Source organism: Acinetobacter sp. FDAARGOS_494 (genome assembly GCF_003812225.1).
Classification (GTDB): Bacteria; Pseudomonadota; Gammaproteobacteria; order Pseudomonadales; family Moraxellaceae; genus Acinetobacter; species Acinetobacter baumannii.
On the sequence record NZ_CP033866.1, the window covers coordinates 384,622 to 403,887 of the forward strand.

General features: G+C 38.4%; 15 protein-coding genes and 3 tRNA genes. 12 read left to right on the forward strand and 6 right to left on the reverse strand.

Annotated features, from left to right (window positions below):
* The first annotated feature begins 149 nt into the window (after positions 1–149).
* The 6 genes from ahcY (at position 150) to EG365_RS01965 (ending at position 10,002) form a co-directional block, all read left to right on the forward strand.
* Positions 150–1,532 (forward strand): adenosylhomocysteinase, encoded by a 1,383-nt coding sequence (gene ahcY / locus EG365_RS01940; protein ID WP_000994841.1) that lies wholly within the window; start codon positions 150–152, stop codon positions 1,530–1,532.
* 71 nt (positions 1,533–1,603) lie between these two features.
* Positions 1,604–2,440, forward strand: a complete 837-nt coding sequence (gene metF, locus EG365_RS01945; RefSeq protein WP_000167014.1) for a methylenetetrahydrofolate reductase [NAD(P)H] — start codon at positions 1,604–1,606, stop codon at positions 2,438–2,440.
* Between the two features lie 18 nt (positions 2,441–2,458).
* Positions 2,459–3,181, forward strand: coding sequence for a 16S rRNA (uracil(1498)-N(3))-methyltransferase (locus tag EG365_RS01950; RefSeq protein ID WP_001078591.1), 723 nt, complete (start codon positions 2,459–2,461; stop codon positions 3,179–3,181).
* A 134-nt stretch (positions 3,182–3,315) separates the two neighbouring features.
* Positions 3,316–6,165 carry a putative bifunctional diguanylate cyclase/phosphodiesterase gene (locus tag EG365_RS01955; RefSeq protein WP_000016026.1) on the forward strand — a complete coding sequence of 950 codons (2,850 nt, stop codon included), beginning with the start codon at positions 3,316–3,318 and terminating at the stop codon, positions 6,163–6,165.
* A gap of 236 nt (positions 6,166–6,401) precedes the next feature.
* Complete coding sequence (locus tag EG365_RS01960; RefSeq protein WP_000342684.1) at positions 6,402–8,672, forward strand: NADP-dependent malic enzyme; 2,271 nt, start codon at positions 6,402–6,404, stop codon at positions 8,670–8,672.
* 91 nt (positions 8,673–8,763) lie between these two features.
* Entirely contained in the window at positions 8,764–10,002 is a 1,239-nt protein-coding gene (locus tag EG365_RS01965) for a multifunctional CCA addition/repair protein (RefSeq protein WP_001198539.1), read from the forward strand.
* A gap of 49 nt (positions 10,003–10,051) precedes the next feature.
* Here the strand turns inward: EG365_RS01965 and EG365_RS01970 are convergent, their stop codons facing one another.
* Entirely contained in the window at positions 10,052–11,227 is a 1,176-nt protein-coding gene (locus EG365_RS01970; protein WP_001254962.1) for a S1C family serine protease, read from the reverse strand.
* Positions 11,228–11,420: 193 nt separating this feature from the next.
* Here EG365_RS01970 and EG365_RS01975 point away from each other — a divergent pair, with 193 nt between their 5' ends.
* The 6 genes from EG365_RS01975 to EG365_RS02000 all read left to right on the forward strand — a co-directional run bounded on the left by EG365_RS01975 (position 11,421) and on the right by EG365_RS02000 (position 14,014).
* Positions 11,421–12,179 (forward strand): Nif3-like dinuclear metal center hexameric protein, encoded by a 759-nt coding sequence (locus EG365_RS01975; protein ID WP_001284925.1) that lies wholly within the window; start codon positions 11,421–11,423, stop codon positions 12,177–12,179.
* A gap of 145 nt (positions 12,180–12,324) precedes the next feature.
* Positions 12,325–12,951: a superoxide dismutase gene (locus EG365_RS01980; protein ID WP_000208082.1), complete on the forward strand. Its 627-nt coding sequence runs from the start codon at positions 12,325–12,327 to the stop codon at positions 12,949–12,951.
* A gap of 146 nt (positions 12,952–13,097) precedes the next feature.
* Positions 13,098–13,173: transfer RNA gene (locus EG365_RS01985), tRNA-Asn, on the forward strand.
* 8 nt (positions 13,174–13,181) lie between these two features.
* Positions 13,182–13,257: transfer RNA gene (locus EG365_RS01990), tRNA-Asn, on the forward strand.
* A gap of 181 nt (positions 13,258–13,438) precedes the next feature.
* Positions 13,439–13,514 (forward strand) — tRNA-Asn (locus EG365_RS01995).
* 56 nt (positions 13,515–13,570) lie between these two features.
* A complete protein-coding gene (locus EG365_RS02000) occupies positions 13,571–14,014 on the forward strand; it encodes a DUF2726 domain-containing protein (RefSeq protein ID WP_000464149.1) in 444 nt (147 codons plus the stop codon).
* A 9-nt stretch (positions 14,015–14,023) separates the two neighbouring features.
* On the opposite strand, the gene EG365_RS02005 is transcribed toward EG365_RS02000, so the two are convergent.
* The 5 genes from EG365_RS02005 to glnA all read right to left on the reverse strand — a co-directional run bounded on the left by EG365_RS02005 (position 14,024) and on the right by glnA (position 18,817).
* Positions 14,024–14,224, reverse strand: coding sequence for a hypothetical protein (locus EG365_RS02005; RefSeq protein WP_000082791.1), 201 nt, complete (start codon positions 14,222–14,224; stop codon positions 14,024–14,026).
* A 111-nt stretch (positions 14,225–14,335) separates the two neighbouring features.
* On the reverse strand, positions 14,336–15,781 hold the full coding sequence (locus EG365_RS02010; protein WP_000830591.1) for a lipase family protein: 1,446 nt from the start codon (positions 15,779–15,781) through the stop codon (positions 14,336–14,338).
* 110 nt (positions 15,782–15,891) lie between these two features.
* Positions 15,892–16,770: a 4-hydroxybenzoate octaprenyltransferase gene (ubiA, locus tag EG365_RS02015; RefSeq protein ID WP_000205472.1), complete on the reverse strand. Its 879-nt coding sequence runs from the start codon at positions 16,768–16,770 to the stop codon at positions 15,892–15,894.
* Positions 16,767–17,276: a chorismate--pyruvate lyase family protein gene (locus EG365_RS02020; RefSeq protein WP_001231791.1), complete on the reverse strand. Its 510-nt coding sequence runs from the start codon at positions 17,274–17,276 to the stop codon at positions 16,767–16,769. Before EG365_RS02020 ends, ubiA begins: the two co-directional genes overlap by 4 nt.
* Before the next feature lie 125 nt (positions 17,277–17,401).
* Entirely contained in the window at positions 17,402–18,817 is a 1,416-nt protein-coding gene (gene glnA / locus EG365_RS02025) for a type I glutamate--ammonia ligase (RefSeq protein WP_000061267.1), read from the reverse strand.
* Positions 18,818–19,266: the final 449 nt, after the last annotated feature.

Genomic DNA, 19,266 nt, shown 5'->3' on the forward strand with positions numbered 1-19,266 from the left:
CAATGTTTCGCTAGTCGAGGGATGCTGCGACAAATGATCGGCACTAAAGATCATTTTGCCAGGCTCGACGATCGGTTAAACAGTCGTTTTAACCAACAACGGCATCCGCGAACAGAATGATCAATACTATTTTTTCCTAGGAGATCCTGATGAACGCGGTTAATGCTTCATTTACAGATTACAAAGTTGCTGACATCTCACTTGCTGACTACGGTCGTAAAGAAATCAAACTTGCTGAAGCAGAAATGCCAGCTTTGATCGGCTTACGTAAACGTTATGCAGCGTCTAAACCACTTGCTGGTGCAAAAATTCTTGGTTGTATCCACATGACCATTCAAACAGCGGTTCTTATTGAAACGCTTGTTGAATTAGGTGCTGAAGTTCGCTGGACATCTTGTAATATCTTCTCGACTCAAGACCACGCTGCTGCTGCAATTGCTGCTCGCGGTATTCCAGTTTTTGCTTGGAAAGGTGAAACTGAAGAAGAATACGTATGGTGCCTTGAACAACAAATTAATGTAAATGGCCAACCTTGGGATGCCAACATGATCTTGGATGATGGCGGTGACTTAACTGCTCTTGTTCATGAAAAATATCCTGCACTTTTAGAGCGCATTCACGGTATTACCGAAGAAACCACAACAGGTGTTCAACGTCTTATCGAAATGTGGAAAGACGGCACTTTAAAAGTACCGGCAATCAACGTAAATGACTCTGTTACTAAGTCTAAAAACGACAACAAATATGGTTGCCGTCACTCATTAAATGACGCAATCAAACGTGCAACAGATATGCTTTTATCTGGCCGTCGTGCGCTTGTGATCGGTTACGGTGATGTAGGTAAAGGTTCTGCTCAATCTTTACGTCAAGAAGGCATGATCGTTCGTGTAACTGAAGTTGACCCAATTTGTGCAATGCAAGCATGTATGGATGGTTATGAAGTTGTATCTCCATACAAAAACGGCGTACAAACAGGTAAAAAAGAAGATATTAACCACGATCTTCTTGGCAACACTGACCTTATTGTAACAACAACTGGTAACTACCATGTGTGTGATGCAGCGATGTTAGACAGCTTAAAAGCTGGTGCAGTTGTATGTAACATCGGTCACTTCGATACAGAAATCGACACGGCTTATTTACGTGGTTACAAGTGGGTTGAAGTTAAGCCACAAGTTCACCAAGTTTATCGTTCAGAAGACGAAAACAACTATCTTATCCTTCTTTCTGAAGGCCGCCTTGTAAACTTAGGTAATGCAACTGGTCACCCATCACGTGTAATGGACGGTTCTTTTGCTAACCAAGTTTTAGGTCAAATTCACTTATTCCAAGAGAAATTTGCCGACCTACCTGCAAGTGAAAAAGCTGCAAAAATTCGCGTAGAAGTTCTTCCTAAGAAACTTGACGAAGAGGTTGCTGCTGCAATGGTTGCAGGTTTCGGTGGTGTACTTACTCAGTTAACTCAAGAGCAAGCTGATTATTTAGGCGTTGCTGTTGAGGGGCCATTCAAATCTGACGCTTACAAATACTAAGAACTTAAGGGCAGACGGTGAACCGACTGCCCTTTTTTCTAAAAATGTTTCGCTGTTTACAAGGATTTGACATGACTAAACGTACACCTATTTCTTTTGAGTTTTTTCCGCCAAAAACTGATGCCGGTGCTGAAAAACTTCGTATTGTTCACCAAGAATTACAGCAATTAAATCCAGAGTTTTTCTCAATTACTTATGGTGCTGGTGGTTCTACTCGTGAACGCACACTTGCTGCTATTGAAGATTTCAATGGTAAAGGCACTCCTGTTGCCCCTCACCTTTCTTGTATTGGTGATGATAAGACGCGTATTGCTGAACTACTCGATTTATACAAAGCTCAAGGCATTGACCGTATTGTCGCTTTACGTGGTGATTTACCATCTGGACAGGTTGGTCTTGGCGAACTTCCTTATGCTCAAGATTTAGTACGTTTTATTCGTGAGCACTCAGGTGATCATTTTCATATTGAAGTTGCGGCTTATCCAGAAATGCATCCTCAAGCCGAAAGCCTTGACTCAGATATCCAACGTTTTATTGAAAAAGTACAAGCTGGTGCCAATGCGGGAATTACTCAATTCTTCTTTAATCCAGACTCATACTTTTATTTTATAGAGCGTTTGGAAAAAGCTGGAATTAACATTCCAGTCGCTCCTGGTATCATGCCTATTACCAATGCAAGTAATTTAATTCGCTTTGCAGATGGTACTGGTGCTGAAATTCCTCGCTGGATTCGTAAGCAATTACAAGCCTATGGCGATGACAGTGAAAGTATTAAAGCTTTTGGTCATGAAGTTGTTGTTAAGCTATGCGAACGCCTCATTGCAGGTGGTGCACCAAGCTTACACTTTTACTCAATGAACCAAGTCGAACCAACTCGTCAGCTTGTTGTTGACCTTGGTTTAAATTAATTTTGTAAGGCGTACCCAATGAATCGTTTTTTTATCGAAACTGAACTTACAGTTGGCTCAACAATTCAACTAACTGAATCAGTCTTCCATCATTGGGTACGTGTTTTACGCGCACAATTACAAGAACAAGCTACACTATTTAATGGGCAAGGTGGTGAGTATCTCGTGACATTGACCGAAATTAATAAAAAAAATGCGTTTGTCACTATTGAGAATTTTAATCCTGTAAACCGTAATGCTCCATTTAAAGCCATTCTTGGTCAGGTCATGAGTAAAGGTGACCGAATGGATTATGCCATTCAGAAAGCAACTGAACTTGGTGTCAGTAAGATTCAGCTCTTGACCAGTGAACGTTGCGAAATGCGTTTGAAATACGACCGCGATCAAAAAAAGTTAGATCATTGGCAAGCTGTTGCAATTGCAGCATGTGAGCAATGTGGACTCAATTTAGTTCCAGAAGTTTTAGCACCTATTTCTCTTCATGAATGGTTAAACTCATCCGACCTTCCTACATCTAAATTTGTTTTGGCTCCTGAAAAAGAACAAAAAGATGTATTGGCAGGGATACAACCTGAACTAGCCCTCTTAATTGGTCCCGAGGGTGGTTTAAGTGAAAATGAAATTACGCAAGCCAATCAAGCTGGATTTATGAACTGGTGTATTGGGGACCGTGTATTACGTACTGAAACTGCACCTGTTGTAGCATTATCTATTTTAAATTATCGGTTTTTATCCATATAAACTTATTGAACATTGATTAAATCAACAATTAAAGTTAACTTACTTTTACGATATGAATATTAATTTAAATTTTTTTCCACTGATAAATCAGATTCTTTCTGTATAAATGTAAAAAAATAGGATAGAAAAATCTTATGTCTGGCCTTCAGGAAGAATATTTACAGCATCAAACAAAAATTGAGCAGCTTCGCCTCTCAATTCAATATATCCGCTGGTATCTTGTTAGCCTAATTTTACTGTGCCTAATTTCAGCTATTATTTTCTTTTGTTACTTTACTTCTTACATTACAAACTTTATTTGGTCAATTGGCTTTACTATTTTAACGCTTACCTGTCTATTATTTGTCCCAAAGCTATTAACACATTATCGTGATATTCATTTCATTAAGAAAACCGATTTAATGCTACAAGGCATTTGTTTGACGTCTGGAATTTTAATGGGAATTAATATCATTGTTCTGCATTTTTCCCTTCCTGACACTTTAATATCTGTTTCTGATGTTCATATCCTCATAGCATTATTTATTACCTCAGCCCACATTATTGGTCTTACATTTTTAACTCAACAACCTCGATATTTTTATTTACTCTTTATTCCAAGTACAGTCCCACTCATTATTGGACAGTTTACTCATTCTCAAATCACCCAACTCCCCTTTTACTTTGCTTATAATTTAGCTTTCGTCGCAACTTTGCTTTGTGCTTATGCAACTCAGCGTAACTATCAAAAAATTTCTCAACTATTATTTAAAAATAAACAACTTGTTCAAGTAGCAGAACAGCATACTCAATGGGCTGAAGAGTTATGTGTACAGCTCCAACAAGAAGTAAATAAATCTAAAGATATTGAAGCACAGCTTCAATTTAATAATCATTTGCTCGAACAAAAGGTTCGGGAAAGGACATATGACCTCACTAAAATGAATGAGAGGCTTGAAAGCCATCATCATAATTTAGCATTTGCACATGAAACAGCAGGTATCCGACCGTGGGATTGGGATATTGAGAAACAAAAATTAGAAATAACGTTTTTTGATCAACAAAAACAAACTCAAAATACTCCTTTACACCTCAAGTCAATTTTAGAGCGCATTCATCCCAATGACCGAAAGTTATTTGATGAACGTTTAAAAGAACACTTGGAAGGAAAATCTGATCACTTCAATATTACCTTCCGCATTTTACGTCGTAATGGTTCTTGGCGTTGGATTCATGACGTAGGACGTGTCATTAGCCGTGATCCTAAAACCAATAAAGCTTTACGTATGGTCGGAATGACCAGAGATATTCATCAGGAAAAAAAAGATCAAGAACATTTGAGACTTTCTGCGATTGTGCTTGAGCAGGCAGCTGAAGGAATTTTTATTCTAGATGAAAAACTCAACTATATTGAAGTTAACCCCTATTATGAGAAATTAACTGGCTTTTCAAAATCTGAATTATTAAGTCAGCAGCTATTTAATATCACAATAAATCAGAAGCTACAGCAACAACAATTTCACGACTCCATTACTCAACAACTTCTAAAAACTGGCGAATATATGGGCCAATTTGATGAAAAGTTTACATCGGGTAAAAGTGTCTATTTATGGCTTCATATTAATGCAGTTAAAGATGAGTACAACCAGATTATTAATTATATTGGTTTTGCACGTGATTTAACCGACCAAAAGCGACAAGAGCAGCATTTATCTTATTTAAAAAACTATGATAGTTTGACTCACCTCCCTAACCGCTTTTACTATTATAATCAATTACATCAATATCTTGTTAATCCATCTTATAGTTTTAAAAATCTGGCTTTAATACGTATTAATATCGATAGATTTAGAGCATTTAATGAGTTTCTAAATAATGATAGTGGGGATGAGTTACTTAAACAATTTGCACAGCGACTACGACTGACCAATATCAATGCAATTTTAGTGGCTTACTTAAACGGCGATGATTTTGCAATTATTTATGAAATATCACCTATTCATCCCAACATTGAGCAATATTGCCAAAATATATTACAAGCTTTAAATGCGCCTTTTTATATTGATGAACAAGAATATTTCATTACAGCTTCTATTGGGGTTGCTTGTTTCCCTGAGCATGGCCGGCAAATTGATCACCTCAACAATCATGCCGAACAAGCGTTGTCGGAAGCAAAACGTTTAGGTGGCAATACTATCAGCTATTACTGTAATAAAACTACAAACCCATATAAAACAGCAGACTTAGAACAAGAGTTGCGTAAAGCCATTCAAAATGATGAATTTGTGGTGTATTACCAACCAAAAATTAATTTAAATGACAAATCGATTAAAGGTTTTGAAGCACTCATTCGCTGGCAGCATCCTGAAAAAGGGTTAGTTATGCCGAATATGTTCATTCCTTTTGCTGAACGTAGTAGCCTTATTTCCGATATTGGTAAAGTCGTTTTAGATAAAGTTGGCAAACAGCTACAAGAATGGAAAAAAGCAGGCTACGCCGATGTCCGAGTTTCTGTAAATATTGTTGCTCAACAAATTCATCGAGGTCTTTTACTCAGTGATTTAGACGAAGTTTTAGACACATATCATCTTGATGGTTCAAATTTAGAACTAGAAATCACGGAATCTGCTTTATTAGATAATACTGACAATGTAAAAAAATTATTGCACTCCATTAAAGAACGTAATATTTCAATTGCACTAGATGATTTTGGCACTGGATATTCATCGCTAGCTTATTTAACAGAATACCCAATCGATGTTTTAAAAATTGACCGGGCCTTTGTTTCGAAAATCGGTGATCAAAAACAAGAAGCAATTGTGAATGCGATGATTGCGATGGGTAAAAGCATGGGATTAAAACTAGTTGCTGAAGGTGTGGAAACCGAAGAACAAGTTATTTATCTACAAAAGCAGCAATGTGATTTTTTACAAGGCTTTTTCTTTAGCCGTCCACTTCATCCAAATCAGATTCTTCAATATCTACAAACAAATACGCATATTTGATAATTGTTTTAACAGTCTATTTTACATGCGCTGGTTTTTCCAAAAATGAGCGTTTTTGACTGTGAGAAATAGAGAAGTAGTGTTATATTCTTTAGCATTTAGCTCACCATGAGGCTATTGGCCATTCGTCTACCTATTATGTTACTTGATATAATTTTGTACATAGTAAGCAGATAAATAACCAACCTTTGTGAGCAACTTGACTAGTTTGCTTTTTTGTATCAATAGAGACTCAGATGGACGATCAATCTTTAAAACAGGCCGCTTTAAATTACCACGAATATCCAAATCCAGGGAAAATCAGCGTCACGCCAAGTAAGCAACTTGTCAACCAACGAGATTTGGCTCTAGCTTATTCACCAGGGGTTGCTGCTCCATGTTTAGAGATTGAACGTGATCCTTCAGCTGCTGCAAAATATACAGCGCGTGGTAACTTGGTTGCTGTTGTCAGTAACGGTACTGCGGTTCTTGGTTTAGGTAATATTGGTCCATTAGCTTCTAAACCGGTAATGGAAGGTAAAGGCGTTCTGTTCAAAAAGTTCGCTGGTGTCGATGTATTTGATATTGAAATTGCTGAAAACGATCCAGATAAAATCGTTGATATTGTTGCTTCATTAGAACCAACTTTCGGCGGTATTAACCTTGAAGATATCAAAGCACCTGAATGTTTCTATATCGAGAAGAAACTTCGTGAACGCATGAAAATTCCTGTGTTCCATGATGACCAACACGGAACAAGTATTATTGTAGGTTCAGCATTATTAAATGCTCTACAAATCGTTAATAAGAAAATTGAAGAAATCAAAATCGTTGCTTCAGGTGCAGGTGCTGCTGCCCTTTCTTGTTTAGATTTACTTTGTGCTTTAGGCGTAAATAAAGAAAATATCATTGTTGCCGATTCTCGTGGTCTTCTTACAACTTCACGTGAAGGCTTGGATGAATCGAAAAAACGTTATGTACAAGACATTAAAGCGACTCAATTACATGAAGTAATGGCTGGCGCGGATATGTTCTTAGGTCTTTCAGCTGCTGGTATTCTCACCAAAGATATGGTGAAACAAATGGCTGAAAATCCGATTATCTTTGCATTAGCAAACCCGGATCCAGAAATTCTGCCTGAACATGCACATGAAGTACGTCCAGATGTAATCATGGCAACTGGTCGTTCGGACTACCCGAACCAAGTAAACAATGCTTTATGTTTCCCTTATATCTTCCGTGGTGCACTTGACGTAGGTGCTACAACAATTAACGAAGATATGAAAATTGCATGTGTACATGCAATTGCACGTATGGCTCACGTAGAAGCTGACGCAGCGACTTATGGTGAAAAATCTGCTTCATTTGGTCGTGACTACTTAATTCCACGCCCACTTGATCAACGTTTGATTTTAGAAATCGCGCCTGCTGTTGCTAAAGCTGCAATGGACTCAGGTGTTGCAACTCGTCCTATCGAAGATTTCTCTGCATATCGTCAAAAACTTTCTGAGTTTGTTTATAACTCAGCATTCTTGATGAAACCAATCTTTGCTCAAGCAAAAACAGATCCTAAACGTATTGCATACGCTGAAGGTGAAGATGAGCGCGTATTACGTGCTGTTCAAATTGCAGTTGATGAAGATTTAGCTAAACCAATCTTAGTTGGTCGTACAGCAGTCATTGAAGCAAACATCAAAAAATTAGGCTTACGTTTACAACACGGCGTAAATATCGAGATTGTAGATCAAGAACAAAATCCGTTATACGAAGAGTTCTGGAAAGACTACTATCAAACCATGCAACGCAAAGGCATCACTGTTGAATATGCTCAACGTGAAGCTCGCCGTCGTTCAACACTCATTGCTGCACTTCTAGTTAAGTTTGGCAAAGCAGATGGTATGTTATGTGGTACTTACAGTAGCTATAACATTCACCTTGACTTCGTACGCAATGTAATTGGTCTTAAAGAAGGCATGAACAACTTCTTCACGCTTAATGCATTAATGCTTGAAGATCGCAACTTGTTTATTGCTGATACTTATGTAAACACTAATCCTACTGCTGAACAACTTGCTGAAATGACTATTTTAGCGGCTGAAGAAGTACGTCGCTTTGGTATTACACCACGTGTAGCGCTACTTTCTCATTCAAGCTTTGGTAGTGACCAGACAGATTCAAGCGCTCAAAAAATGCGTGAAGTTTATCGTATTTTATCTGAGCAAGCTCCAGAGCTTGAAGTTGAAGGTGAAATGCATGGTGATGCAGCATTAGACGAAAATATTCGTCATTTTGCATTCCCTGGTTCTCGTTTCAAAGGTTCAGCGAACTTGTTGATTATGCCGAACCTAGATGCAGCAAATATTTCGTTCAACTTGTTAAAAGCAACTTCTGGTAACAACGTAACAATTGGTCCAATTTTGCTAGGTGCTGCTAAACCAGTTCATATTTTGACTCCGACAGCGACGACTCGCCGTCTTATCAATATGACTGCTTTAACAGTTGCTGAAATTCAACAGCAAGAAAAGTAATTTAGAAACCGCTTTTTACGAAAAGCCTTTCTAATGACTTGAGAAAACCTCTATTCTGTAGCATGATTGCTTGAAGAATAGAGGTTTTTTCATGCAAGTGTATTTAGTAGGCGGTGCTGTTCGAGATTATTTACTTGGGCATCCCTATCAAGAAAAAGACTATGTTGTGGTCGGTGCAACACCGGAACACATGCTCGCCCAAGGTTTTCAACCTGTAGGCAAAGATTTCCCTGTGTTTCTTCATCCCGAAACCAAAGAAGAATACGCACTTGCACGAACCGAACGAAAGTCTGGACAGGGATATCACGGGTTTCAATTCTTTACTGATACAACCGTTAGTTTAGAAGATGACTTAATTCGTCGAGACTTAACCATTAATGCGATTGCAATGGATCAAGATGGTAAAATATATGATCCATATGGTGGTCAAAACGACTTAGAAAATAAAATTCTGCGCCACGTTTCAGAAGCTTTTGCTGAAGACCCTTTACGGGTATTGCGAGTCGCGCGTTTTGCCGCCCGATATTTCCCATATGGTTTTCAAATTGCGCCAGAGACATTGCAACTTATGCAAACCATGGCAGATTCAGGTGAACTTGATGCACTAACACCAGAGCGCGTCTGGAAAGAAACTTCACGCGCTTTAATGGAAAATCATGCCGATATTTATTTCCAAACTTTGCGTGATTGTGGGGCTTTAAAACATCTTTTCCCTGAGATTGATGCTTTATTCGGTGTGCCTCAACGCCCCGAATATCATCCTGAAGTGGATTGTGGCATTCATACCTTAATGTCATTACAGCAAGCTTGTAAGTCGAACTACTCGCTTGATGTACGTTTCGCTGTTTTAGTGCATGATCTTGGTAAGGCCCTCACTCCAGCTGAAGAACTTCCTCGTCATATCATGCATGAAGAACGTGGAATTAAGCCAGTTACCCAATTATGTGAACGTTTAAGAGTTCCGACACAGACCAAACAATTGGCATTATCTGTTTGTAAAGAACATTTAAAATGTCATCAGATTATGTCCTTGAAACCTGGTACTTTATGGCGTCTATTGCAACGCTTAGATGTTTTACGTCGCCCAGAAAGAGTGGAAGCTTTTGTACAAGCCTGCGAGTGTGATGCAAAAGGCAGATTAGGACTAGAAGATCGTCCATATCCTCAAGCTCAATACATGCGTGAAGCAATGCAAATTGTTCGCTCCATTAAAGTTCAAGATTTACCAGAGAACATTAAGGGTGCTGAAATTGGTGAAATGCTTATTCAATATCGAATTGAAGCTTTAGCTGAATTTAAAAATCAGCATCAAAGTCTTAGTCACTCCTAATGAACAACAATAAAAAAAGCCTCAAAATGAGGCTTTTTTTATTTAGGTTTTAACGTCTTGGAAGCGGAATATACTGAGATTGTGTATTCTGTGCTTTTCGCTCACCTACCGTTACAACATAGTTTTGTTGTTTACCTTCTCTTTCAACCAGAACATTAATTTCGCTATTTGGTGCTTGCAAAGCGACATAATTAATTAAATGAGAAGCTGAAGTGATCGGCTCATTATTCACCTGAACAATTTTATCGCCAACTTTAATTCCTGCAGCATCTGCTGGACCATTTTTTAAGACATCAGCAACCACTACACCTACTTGCTGCTTAGGTGCCAATACATCGTCTTGTGTAGGTGGAAGTAAACTAATACCCAACCAACCACGAACAACACGACCATCTTTTAAAATCGAGTTTAATACTTGCTGACAAACCTTTGCCGGAATCGCGAAGCCAATACCTAAAGAGCCACCCGATTGTGAGAAAATCGCCGTATTTACACCAATCAAGTTACCAGCCACATCGATTAATGCGCCACCTGAGTTACCTGGGTTAATTGCAGCATCAGTTTGGATAAAGTCTTCATAGGTATTAATACCTAAATCAGAACGACCGGTTGCTGAAATAATCCCTTGAGTTACAGTTTGCCCTACGCCAAATGGGTTACCAATTGCTAAAACAACATCACCAACTTCATTACCACTGAGCTTAAAAGGCAATACTGGCAATTTATCTAAATCGATTTTAATAACCGCCAAATCTGTATCAGGGTCGGTGCCAACAATTGTAGCTTCTGCTCGGCGTCCATCATGTAATGCCACCACAATCTGGTCAGCTTGAGCAATCACATGATTATTGGTGAGAATGTAACCATCGGCGCGAACAATAACCCCTGAACCTAAACTATTTTCATTTTGCTGTTGTTGCTCAGGAACCTGATTTCCAAAAAATTCACGGAATACCGGATCACTTAATAAAGGATGATTTTGTTTAACTTTCTGGGTCGTAAAAATATTAACTACTGCTGGTGCTGCAACTTTTACCGCAGCACTATAAGACACCACCCCGCCCGTTCGAGAAGTATCAACCAGTGGCTCAACTTTCTCAGCTGGCATTTGCACCCCATCAACTGCAACAGTTGGTTTCGGCTGATGGTATTTTTGCCATGCAATAAAACTGGCAATTACAATAATAAGTAACACCCAAGGTAACCATGTAAAGGTGCGGCGCACGTTCATATCCTCTACGCAAAGAAGTTTTTAATTAAATTAATATATTGAACAAAAAGAGTTTTCAGTTAAGCATTTTAAATTAAATATGTCGATATACATAAAAAAGTCAAAAAAGATTTGTCTAGCTTTAGTTACACAACAAAATATGTTTCTATAGCTTTAGCAACTTTTACTACTCAATTCAGGAAATATCATGGCAAATTTGCATGAAATTATTCAGTGGTGCGACCAAACCTTAAAAGCAGCAGAATTTAAAGATTACGCACCAAATGGCCTGCAAATTGAAGGTTCAACTGAAGTAAAACGTATTCTTTGTGCAGTAACTGCTTCTGAAGATGCAATTGATGCAGCCATTGCTCAGAATGCCGATCTCTTACTCGTACACCACGGTTATTTTTGGAAAGGCGAACCATATCCAATTACTGGTATGCGAGGTAACCGTATAAAAAAACTTATTCAAAATAATATCTCATTAGTCGCTTACCATCTGCCTTTAGATGCACATCCAAGTTTAGGCAATAATATCGCTATTGCAGAAAAACTAAACTTACAAAATTTAGAACCACTTGATCTAACCGAGAAACATCCAATTGGTAATATTGGTTATTTAGAGCAAGCGCTTCCTGTAGAGGAATTTAAAGCAAAACTACAAAACAGTTTTGATTTTAAAGTGATCCATTTACCGGCTGAAAAACAAAGTATTCAAAAAGTGGGCTTCTGTACAGGCGGTGCTCAAGATTTTATTGCTAAAGCTGCTTTACAAAATTGCGATGCTTATATTTCAGGCGAAGTCAGTGAACGAACTTTTTATGAAGCAAAAGAATTAGGCGTTCATTATTTTGCCTGTGGTCACCATGCAACCGAACGTTATGGGGTTCAACGTTTAGCACAAGCAATTTCAAAACAGTTTGCTATTGAAAGTGAATATTTTGAATTGAATAATCCGATTTAATTAAGTCTTTTTTTCAATCTGTGTTATGCGTATTAATTAGATCTTTATTGTGTATAGTTCTTTAAAAGGCTGCCCTATTGCATCCAGAATCATTTACAATAGAGCCACTTAATTGTATAACCCAGCAAATGCAAGGAATAGGAACATGACAACCATTACTTTACCTGCACTTCCATATGGCTATGATGATTTAGCGCCACATATCAGTAAAGAAACTTTAGAATACCATCACGACAAACACCACAATACCTATGTTGTTAACTTAAACAACTTAATCAAAGGTACTGACCTTGAAGGTAAAACTTTAGAAGAAATCATTAAGGCAACTGCTGGTGATGCATCTAAAGCTGGTATTTTCAACAATGCTGCTCAAGTTTGGAACCACACTTTCTACTGGAACAGCATGAAGCCAAACGGTGGTGGTAAGCCTACTGGCGCAATCGCTGCTAAAATTGACGAAGCTTTTGGTAGCTACGAAAAATTTGCAGAAGAATTTACTGCTGCTGCAACAACTCAATTCGGTTCAGGTTGGGCTTGGTTAGTTGCTGATGAAGTAAACGGTAAACTTTCTATTACTAAAACTTCTAATGCAGACACTCCACTTGCACATGGTCAAATTGCTGTATTAACAATTGACGTATGGGAACACGCTTACTACATCGATTTCCGTAACTTACGTCCTAAATACATCGCAACTTTCTTAGAAAACCTTGTGAACTGGGACTATGCAAATGCAAAACTTGCAGGCCAACCAGCTGGTGTAGAGAAATAATTTTATTTCTTTATAAAAAACCACCCTGTTTTGGGTGGTTTTTTTATTTTTAGTACAACAAAAGCATATTAATCAAGCAAACGATTCATTTTCTTTAATATTCTTATTGACGCTTTTAGATTTCATCCATAAAATGCGCATCAGATTCTCCAATAGCTCAGTCGGTAGAGCGACGGACTGTTAATCCGCAGGTCCCTGGTTCGAGCCCAGGTTGGAGAGCCATCTACTAATCTCCCATAGCTCAGTCGGTAGAGCGACGGACTGTTAATCCGCAGGTCCCTGGTTCGAGCCCAGGTGGGAGAGCCAAGATTCTAAAAGCCCACATTCATTGTGGGCTTTTTCTTTTCTAATCATTTAATATTTTTCTATTATTTTGAATAAAATCAATGTTTCGAATATTTTTAAACCAATCAGTTAGATATTCTCACTAATTCCATTATTAACCCTTGACCTCGCCCCCTTTCCTGCCTAAAATCCCTTTCCAGATTCTCCCATAGCTCAGTCGGTAGAGCGACGGACTGTTAATCCGCAGGTCCCTGGTTCGAGCCCAGGTGGGAGAGCCAAGATTCTTAAAAACCCACTCCTTATGAGTGGGTTTTTATTTGTATGATGTCTTCACATGTTCGAATCGAGTCACTTATTTTTTATTATTTTAGGTTGCTTAAGCACCTGTATTTTTCTTCTTGTTTGTTTACGTCCTTATTTATTTCCAAAACAAAAATTTTTTGCCCGTCCTGTTATTACTAATTTTGAAACTCAAATGTTTATACGCTTAAAACAAAGTTTCCCAAGTTATCATGTTTTAGCACAAGTGGCTTTTAGCGCATTAATAACCAGTAATGATTATAAGGTCCGTAGTCAGTTCAACCGTAAAGTCACTGATTTTGTTTTGCTTGATGAAAACATGGAAGTAATAGCCATTATTGAGCTAGATGACCCTACTCACCTTGAGAAAGTCGAAGAAGATCGTCTTCGTGATCAAATGCTCATAGAGGCAGGTTATATCGTAAGACGCTATACAAACATCCCGAGTGTACGCCAGCTACAAAAAGATATTTATTAAAAACTACTGTTATTTCTTGTCAGAATTGGCAGTTTCTTTCTCAGCTATTCTTTTTTCCATTTCTAAACGCTGCTGTTCATATTGTTTCTTATTCTGAGCATCACTTTTTGCAGCCAAAAAAAGTATTCCAATAATCAGAAAAGGAATAAGTAAACCTAATCCCATTAATAACCAAGGAACAGATTTTTTTTCAACAGATTGCTGGCTCATAAGTCCTTCAAACTCAAATAATATCGATTTCAGAATGCGTAACAATATAACAAAAAGAGCCTCTATAAAGAGACTCTTTTTTAAAACTAATTTTAATCAAGTAAATAGGTCTTAAAATTTACCTGTACAGTGAGGGCTTTGGCTGGCATCTTTCTGCGCATCAGTTAACACAATACCTGTACCCGCTGACATTTTAGCTTGAATAAAATCTACAGCATTGGCATTTTGACATACGATTGCTTGAGTATGAGTTGCATTTGGTACAATTGTTAATTGATAGCCTTTATCGTAGCCTGCTTGAGGGAAAAACTTCAAAGCATTCGCTTTCATATTGGCAAATAAGCCTTGTGTTACTACTGGTAATACTGCTTGATCTTTTTCGCCCTGAATAATAAATACTGGTGTTTTAATAACTTTCTCGGCTGTAGCATTTGTTGCAGGTTGAGTTGCTGTCAAAAAGTTTTGAACGACTTGATCCGCTTTAAATTTACTTAGATCAATACCATACTGTGCAATTTGGTGGGTAGGATCTGCCAAGTAAGCTAAAATACCCGCCTTAAACTTCGCTTGTAAACCATTTGCATTATCAGGTGTAGGGTAACTTAAACAAGCATCATCATCCCCTGTACGACCATAAGCCAATTCTGCAATATCACCCGCTCCTGACGTAAAAATTGCCTTCAAATCATAGTCTGGTTGCTGTGCTTTAATACCCGCACTTGCCAAGGCTGCATATGCTAATAATTCAGCATAACCATCAGCAATTTGGTCAATCATCGCCTGACCTTCAGCTTCTGTAATCAATTTATTAGCCACTGCATAACGAACTTGCAGCAAGTTTTCATCCAATTTATTTACTTCTTTAGGTTTTCCGTTTGAATCAAGATTAAATTGCGGATCAATATAAATTTGAATGATTGTTCCCAAACTTGAAGCAGGTGCTCCGGCTACCGCACCTTTATAACTCGCATCCGTATTGGCAAATTCAGCAGTCCCCAATGATGCATGGCCACCTTGAGACTGACCAATCGACATCCAATCACCTTTTAACTGAGCACCATAATGCTCTTTTACTGCTTTAACTGCAGCTAATGCTGATTTTGCTTCGCTAGATAAGTTTAAGTACGGATGTACCCCTGGGGTGCCTAAACCCTCATAATCTGGTGCCACAATCACATAACCTGCTGCTAATAAAGACTCAGCAAGGATTTTAAACCGCGGATTAATAGCATTTTTGCTTGGAGCACAACCATCACCCACCCCAACAGTTCCGTGTTCCCATACTACTACACGATAACCATCTTTCGGTTGTGTTGCTTTTGGAAACAATACCATTGCTGTAGCAGTTGCTGTTTTTCCTTGAACATTTGCCATGTTATAAGTCATTACTTTAATTGATGAAGCATTATCAACTTTATCAATTGCGTAATTACTTTCTGAGACATAAGCTTTATTTGTGTCTATCCCTGTGTAGTCATCATCATCGTCATTACATGCTGTAAGAAATAATGCTGAAATTGATAATGTTATAGCTAAAGCAATTTTTGACCGTTTCATAGAATATCCTTTTTATGTGTTATTTATTCCGCATATTTTTCATGCACAAATATTAAGACATAAAAAAAGTGCTCTGCATAGAACACTTTTCAACCTCACGGTCATTTTTACTATATGAAATTTAAAAATATTCCTAGAAAAATGATTAATCCAACCCAACGATTGTGACGGAATGCCCAAAAACATACCTGAGGGTTGCGGTCTTTGGTTTTAATTGTTTGATATATAAAATCAAATGCCACTACAACTAAAGCAATAATGGCCCAAGGAAATAAGATATTTTCTAAATATAGCGCTGTACCAATCAAAACAAGACTTATTGCTTGTAAAAGCGCAATAATCTGGATGTCATATCGACCAAAAAGAATAGCTGTAGATTTCACACCAATCTTTAAATCATATTCACGGTCTGTAATTGCATATTGAGTGTCATAAGCCACTGTCCAAGCCAAATTACCAAAATAGAGCAACCAGCAAGTCAGATCCGGAGTTTTACCTACCGCAGTAAAGGCCATTGGAATTGACCATGAAAATGCTGCTCCTAAAAAAACTTGCGGTAAGTTGGTATAGCGTTTCATAAATGGATAAATGAAAGCTAAAAATAATGCTCCAAATGACCAGTAGAAAGTTTCTATGGGTAAAAAGAACAACAAACATGCACTTGCTAAAACAAGACCCAAGAATACATATACTGCTTCTCTGGCTCGAATAACCCCTGTTGCTAACGGACGTGTTTTTGTACGCTCTACATGACCATCTACTTTACGATCAGCAAAGTCATTAATGGCACATCCAGCAGCGCGCATAAAAATGACGCCTAAAATCATGACGAATAAAATACCTAAATTCGGTATTCCTTTTGATGCAACCCAAAGTGCCCACATGGTTGGCCAAAACACCAGTTCAGTACCAATTGGCTTATCAAATCGGCATAGATAATAATAAGCTTCTAAACGCTGACGCCATGTTGTACCTGTTGCAGTCGTCATAGTAATTCCTTGTCGTGCTGCTGATATAAAAAAGCTTCAAAAGCCGGTAAGAATGTTTCTTGAACAATAAATTTACATCCATGCCAAGTATAGCAACTTTGTCGCGTCCAGCCTTCAGGTAAACGAATAACCCGGCGATCACAAAGTGGTGTTGTTCTTTGAAATAAAAAAAGACCTATCGGCTTAGAACCAATATGCTGAAATATACGGGCTTTTTTTTGTAAACTTTGAATTGGAAAAATACTTTTTGCTTTCACCCAAGGCTCTACATCACTGCCATATAAATAGGTTTCCCTTACCCAAGAAGTGTGAGTATGGGGCATGTTCATCCATTGACTGTCGGCAAAAGTTAAACGCTGGAAATGTTCTTTGAAAGGCTTTACGCTGAACTTCCCACCACCCAGCTCAGTGAGTTGTTGTGTCAGAGAACCAGACGCATACAACCATGTTTTCAATTCAGGATTTAAAGTCTTTTCCTGCTTAAGTACTGGTTGTCGTTTACGCATAATCTGCTCACATGAAAACTCGCACCTAGTTTACCCCAATTTTTTGATAAAAAACGTAGAGAATTCAATCAACATTCCAAGCAATAAAAAAGCCTGCATAAGCAGGCTTTTTTATGAAGTATGTATTACAGGCTGTAGTACATATCGAATTCAACTGGGTGAGTAGTCGTGTTAAGACGACGTACATCTTCAGTTTTAAGTTCGATGTATGCATCAAGCATTTCTTTAGTGAACACGCCGCCTTTTAACAAGAATTCGTGATCTGCTTGAAGTGCTTCAAGAGCCATATCTAGGCTATGAGCAACTGTTGGGATTTTTGCTTCTTCTTCTGGAGGAAGATCATACAAGTTCTTATCAGCAGCTTCGCCCGGATGGATCTTGTTTTGGATACCGTCGATACCAGCCATTAACAACGCAGCGAAACCTAAGTACGGGTTCATCATTGGGTCTGGGAAACGAGCTTCGATACGTTTACCTTTAGGGTTAGAAACGTAAGGAATACGGATAGATGCAGAACGGTTACGCGCTGAGTAAGCAAGCATAATTGGTGCTTCGAAGTGAGGAACCAAACGCTTGTATGAGTTTGTAGATGGGTTTGTGATTGCATTCAATGCACGAGCGTGCTTGATGATACCACCGATGAAGTACAACGCCATTTCTGAAAGGCCTGCATATTCATCACCAGCAAACAAGTTCTTACCATCTTTAGAGATAGACATGTGAACGTGCATACCAGAACCGTTATCACCTACCATTGGTTTAGGCATAAACGTAGCTGTTTTTGCATATTGATGTGCAACGTTCCAAACAGCATATTTGAACTGTTGAACTTCGTCAGCTTTACGAACAAGGGTATTGAAGCTCACACCAATTTCTAATTGGCAAGAAGCAACTTCGTGGTGGTGTACTTCTACACGACCTGGGCCCATGATGTCTTCAATTTTTGCACACATTTCTGCACGCATGTCTTGTGCAGAGTCAACTGGAGGAACTGGGAAGTAACCACCTTTAACACGTGGACGGTGACCTGAGTTACCAGACTCGTAATCTTTACCAGTAGACCAAGCAGCTTCTTCAGCGATTAATGTATGACGAGCGCCAGACATATCGATGTCCCATTTCACTTCGTCAAATACAAAGAATTCTGGCTCTGGACCAAAGAATGCAGTATCACCGATACCTGTAGATTTTAAGTATTCTTCTGCACGGCGAGCAATCGAACGTGGGTCACGTTCATAACCTTGACCAGTTGAAGGTTCAATAACGTCACAAGTCACAACTACTGTTGGCTCAGCAAAGAACGGGTCGATGAAACCAGTTTCTGCATCCGGACGTAAAATCATGTCAGATGCTTCAATACCTTTCCAACCAGCGATTGAAGAACCATCGAACATTTTACCGTCTTCAAAAGTATCTTCATCAATAGAATCAGCTGGGTAAGTTACGTGCTGTTCTTTACCCTTAGTATCAGTAAAGCGAAAATCGACCCATTTTGCGCCACTTTCTTGTATGAGTTGAAGGACCTTGTTCGCCATGCTCATTTTGCTCCAATGAAATTTTGTTGCACTTGTTGAGTGCGTGTTAGTTGCTGGTATTTATTAAGCAATTCTCATACCAACTTTATAAGACTTACCTAAAACATTGAATTGCTTATAAGTATTCATGCTTTAGGCCCCTTGTCTTGAACCCATTATACTGTTTGCTTGTGTAAATGCACCATATTCACACATTTTCAAATTATGGCATATTTAAATAGCTCATTATTGCCCTAATTTAGTGCAAAATTGTTGCACTGATATAAACCGCTGCATCAATTTCTAACAGTCGTCCATGATCATAATACTTTCTTATATATAATGCTGAGATTCTTATCGGATTACTTGAAAATAATCACTCCTTTGACATCGATCTTCCCCAATGAGTTCCTTTGGTTTATTTCAGCAACTTAAATTTATGACTTAAACCATCAGTTAAATGCCTTCTGCTTTAG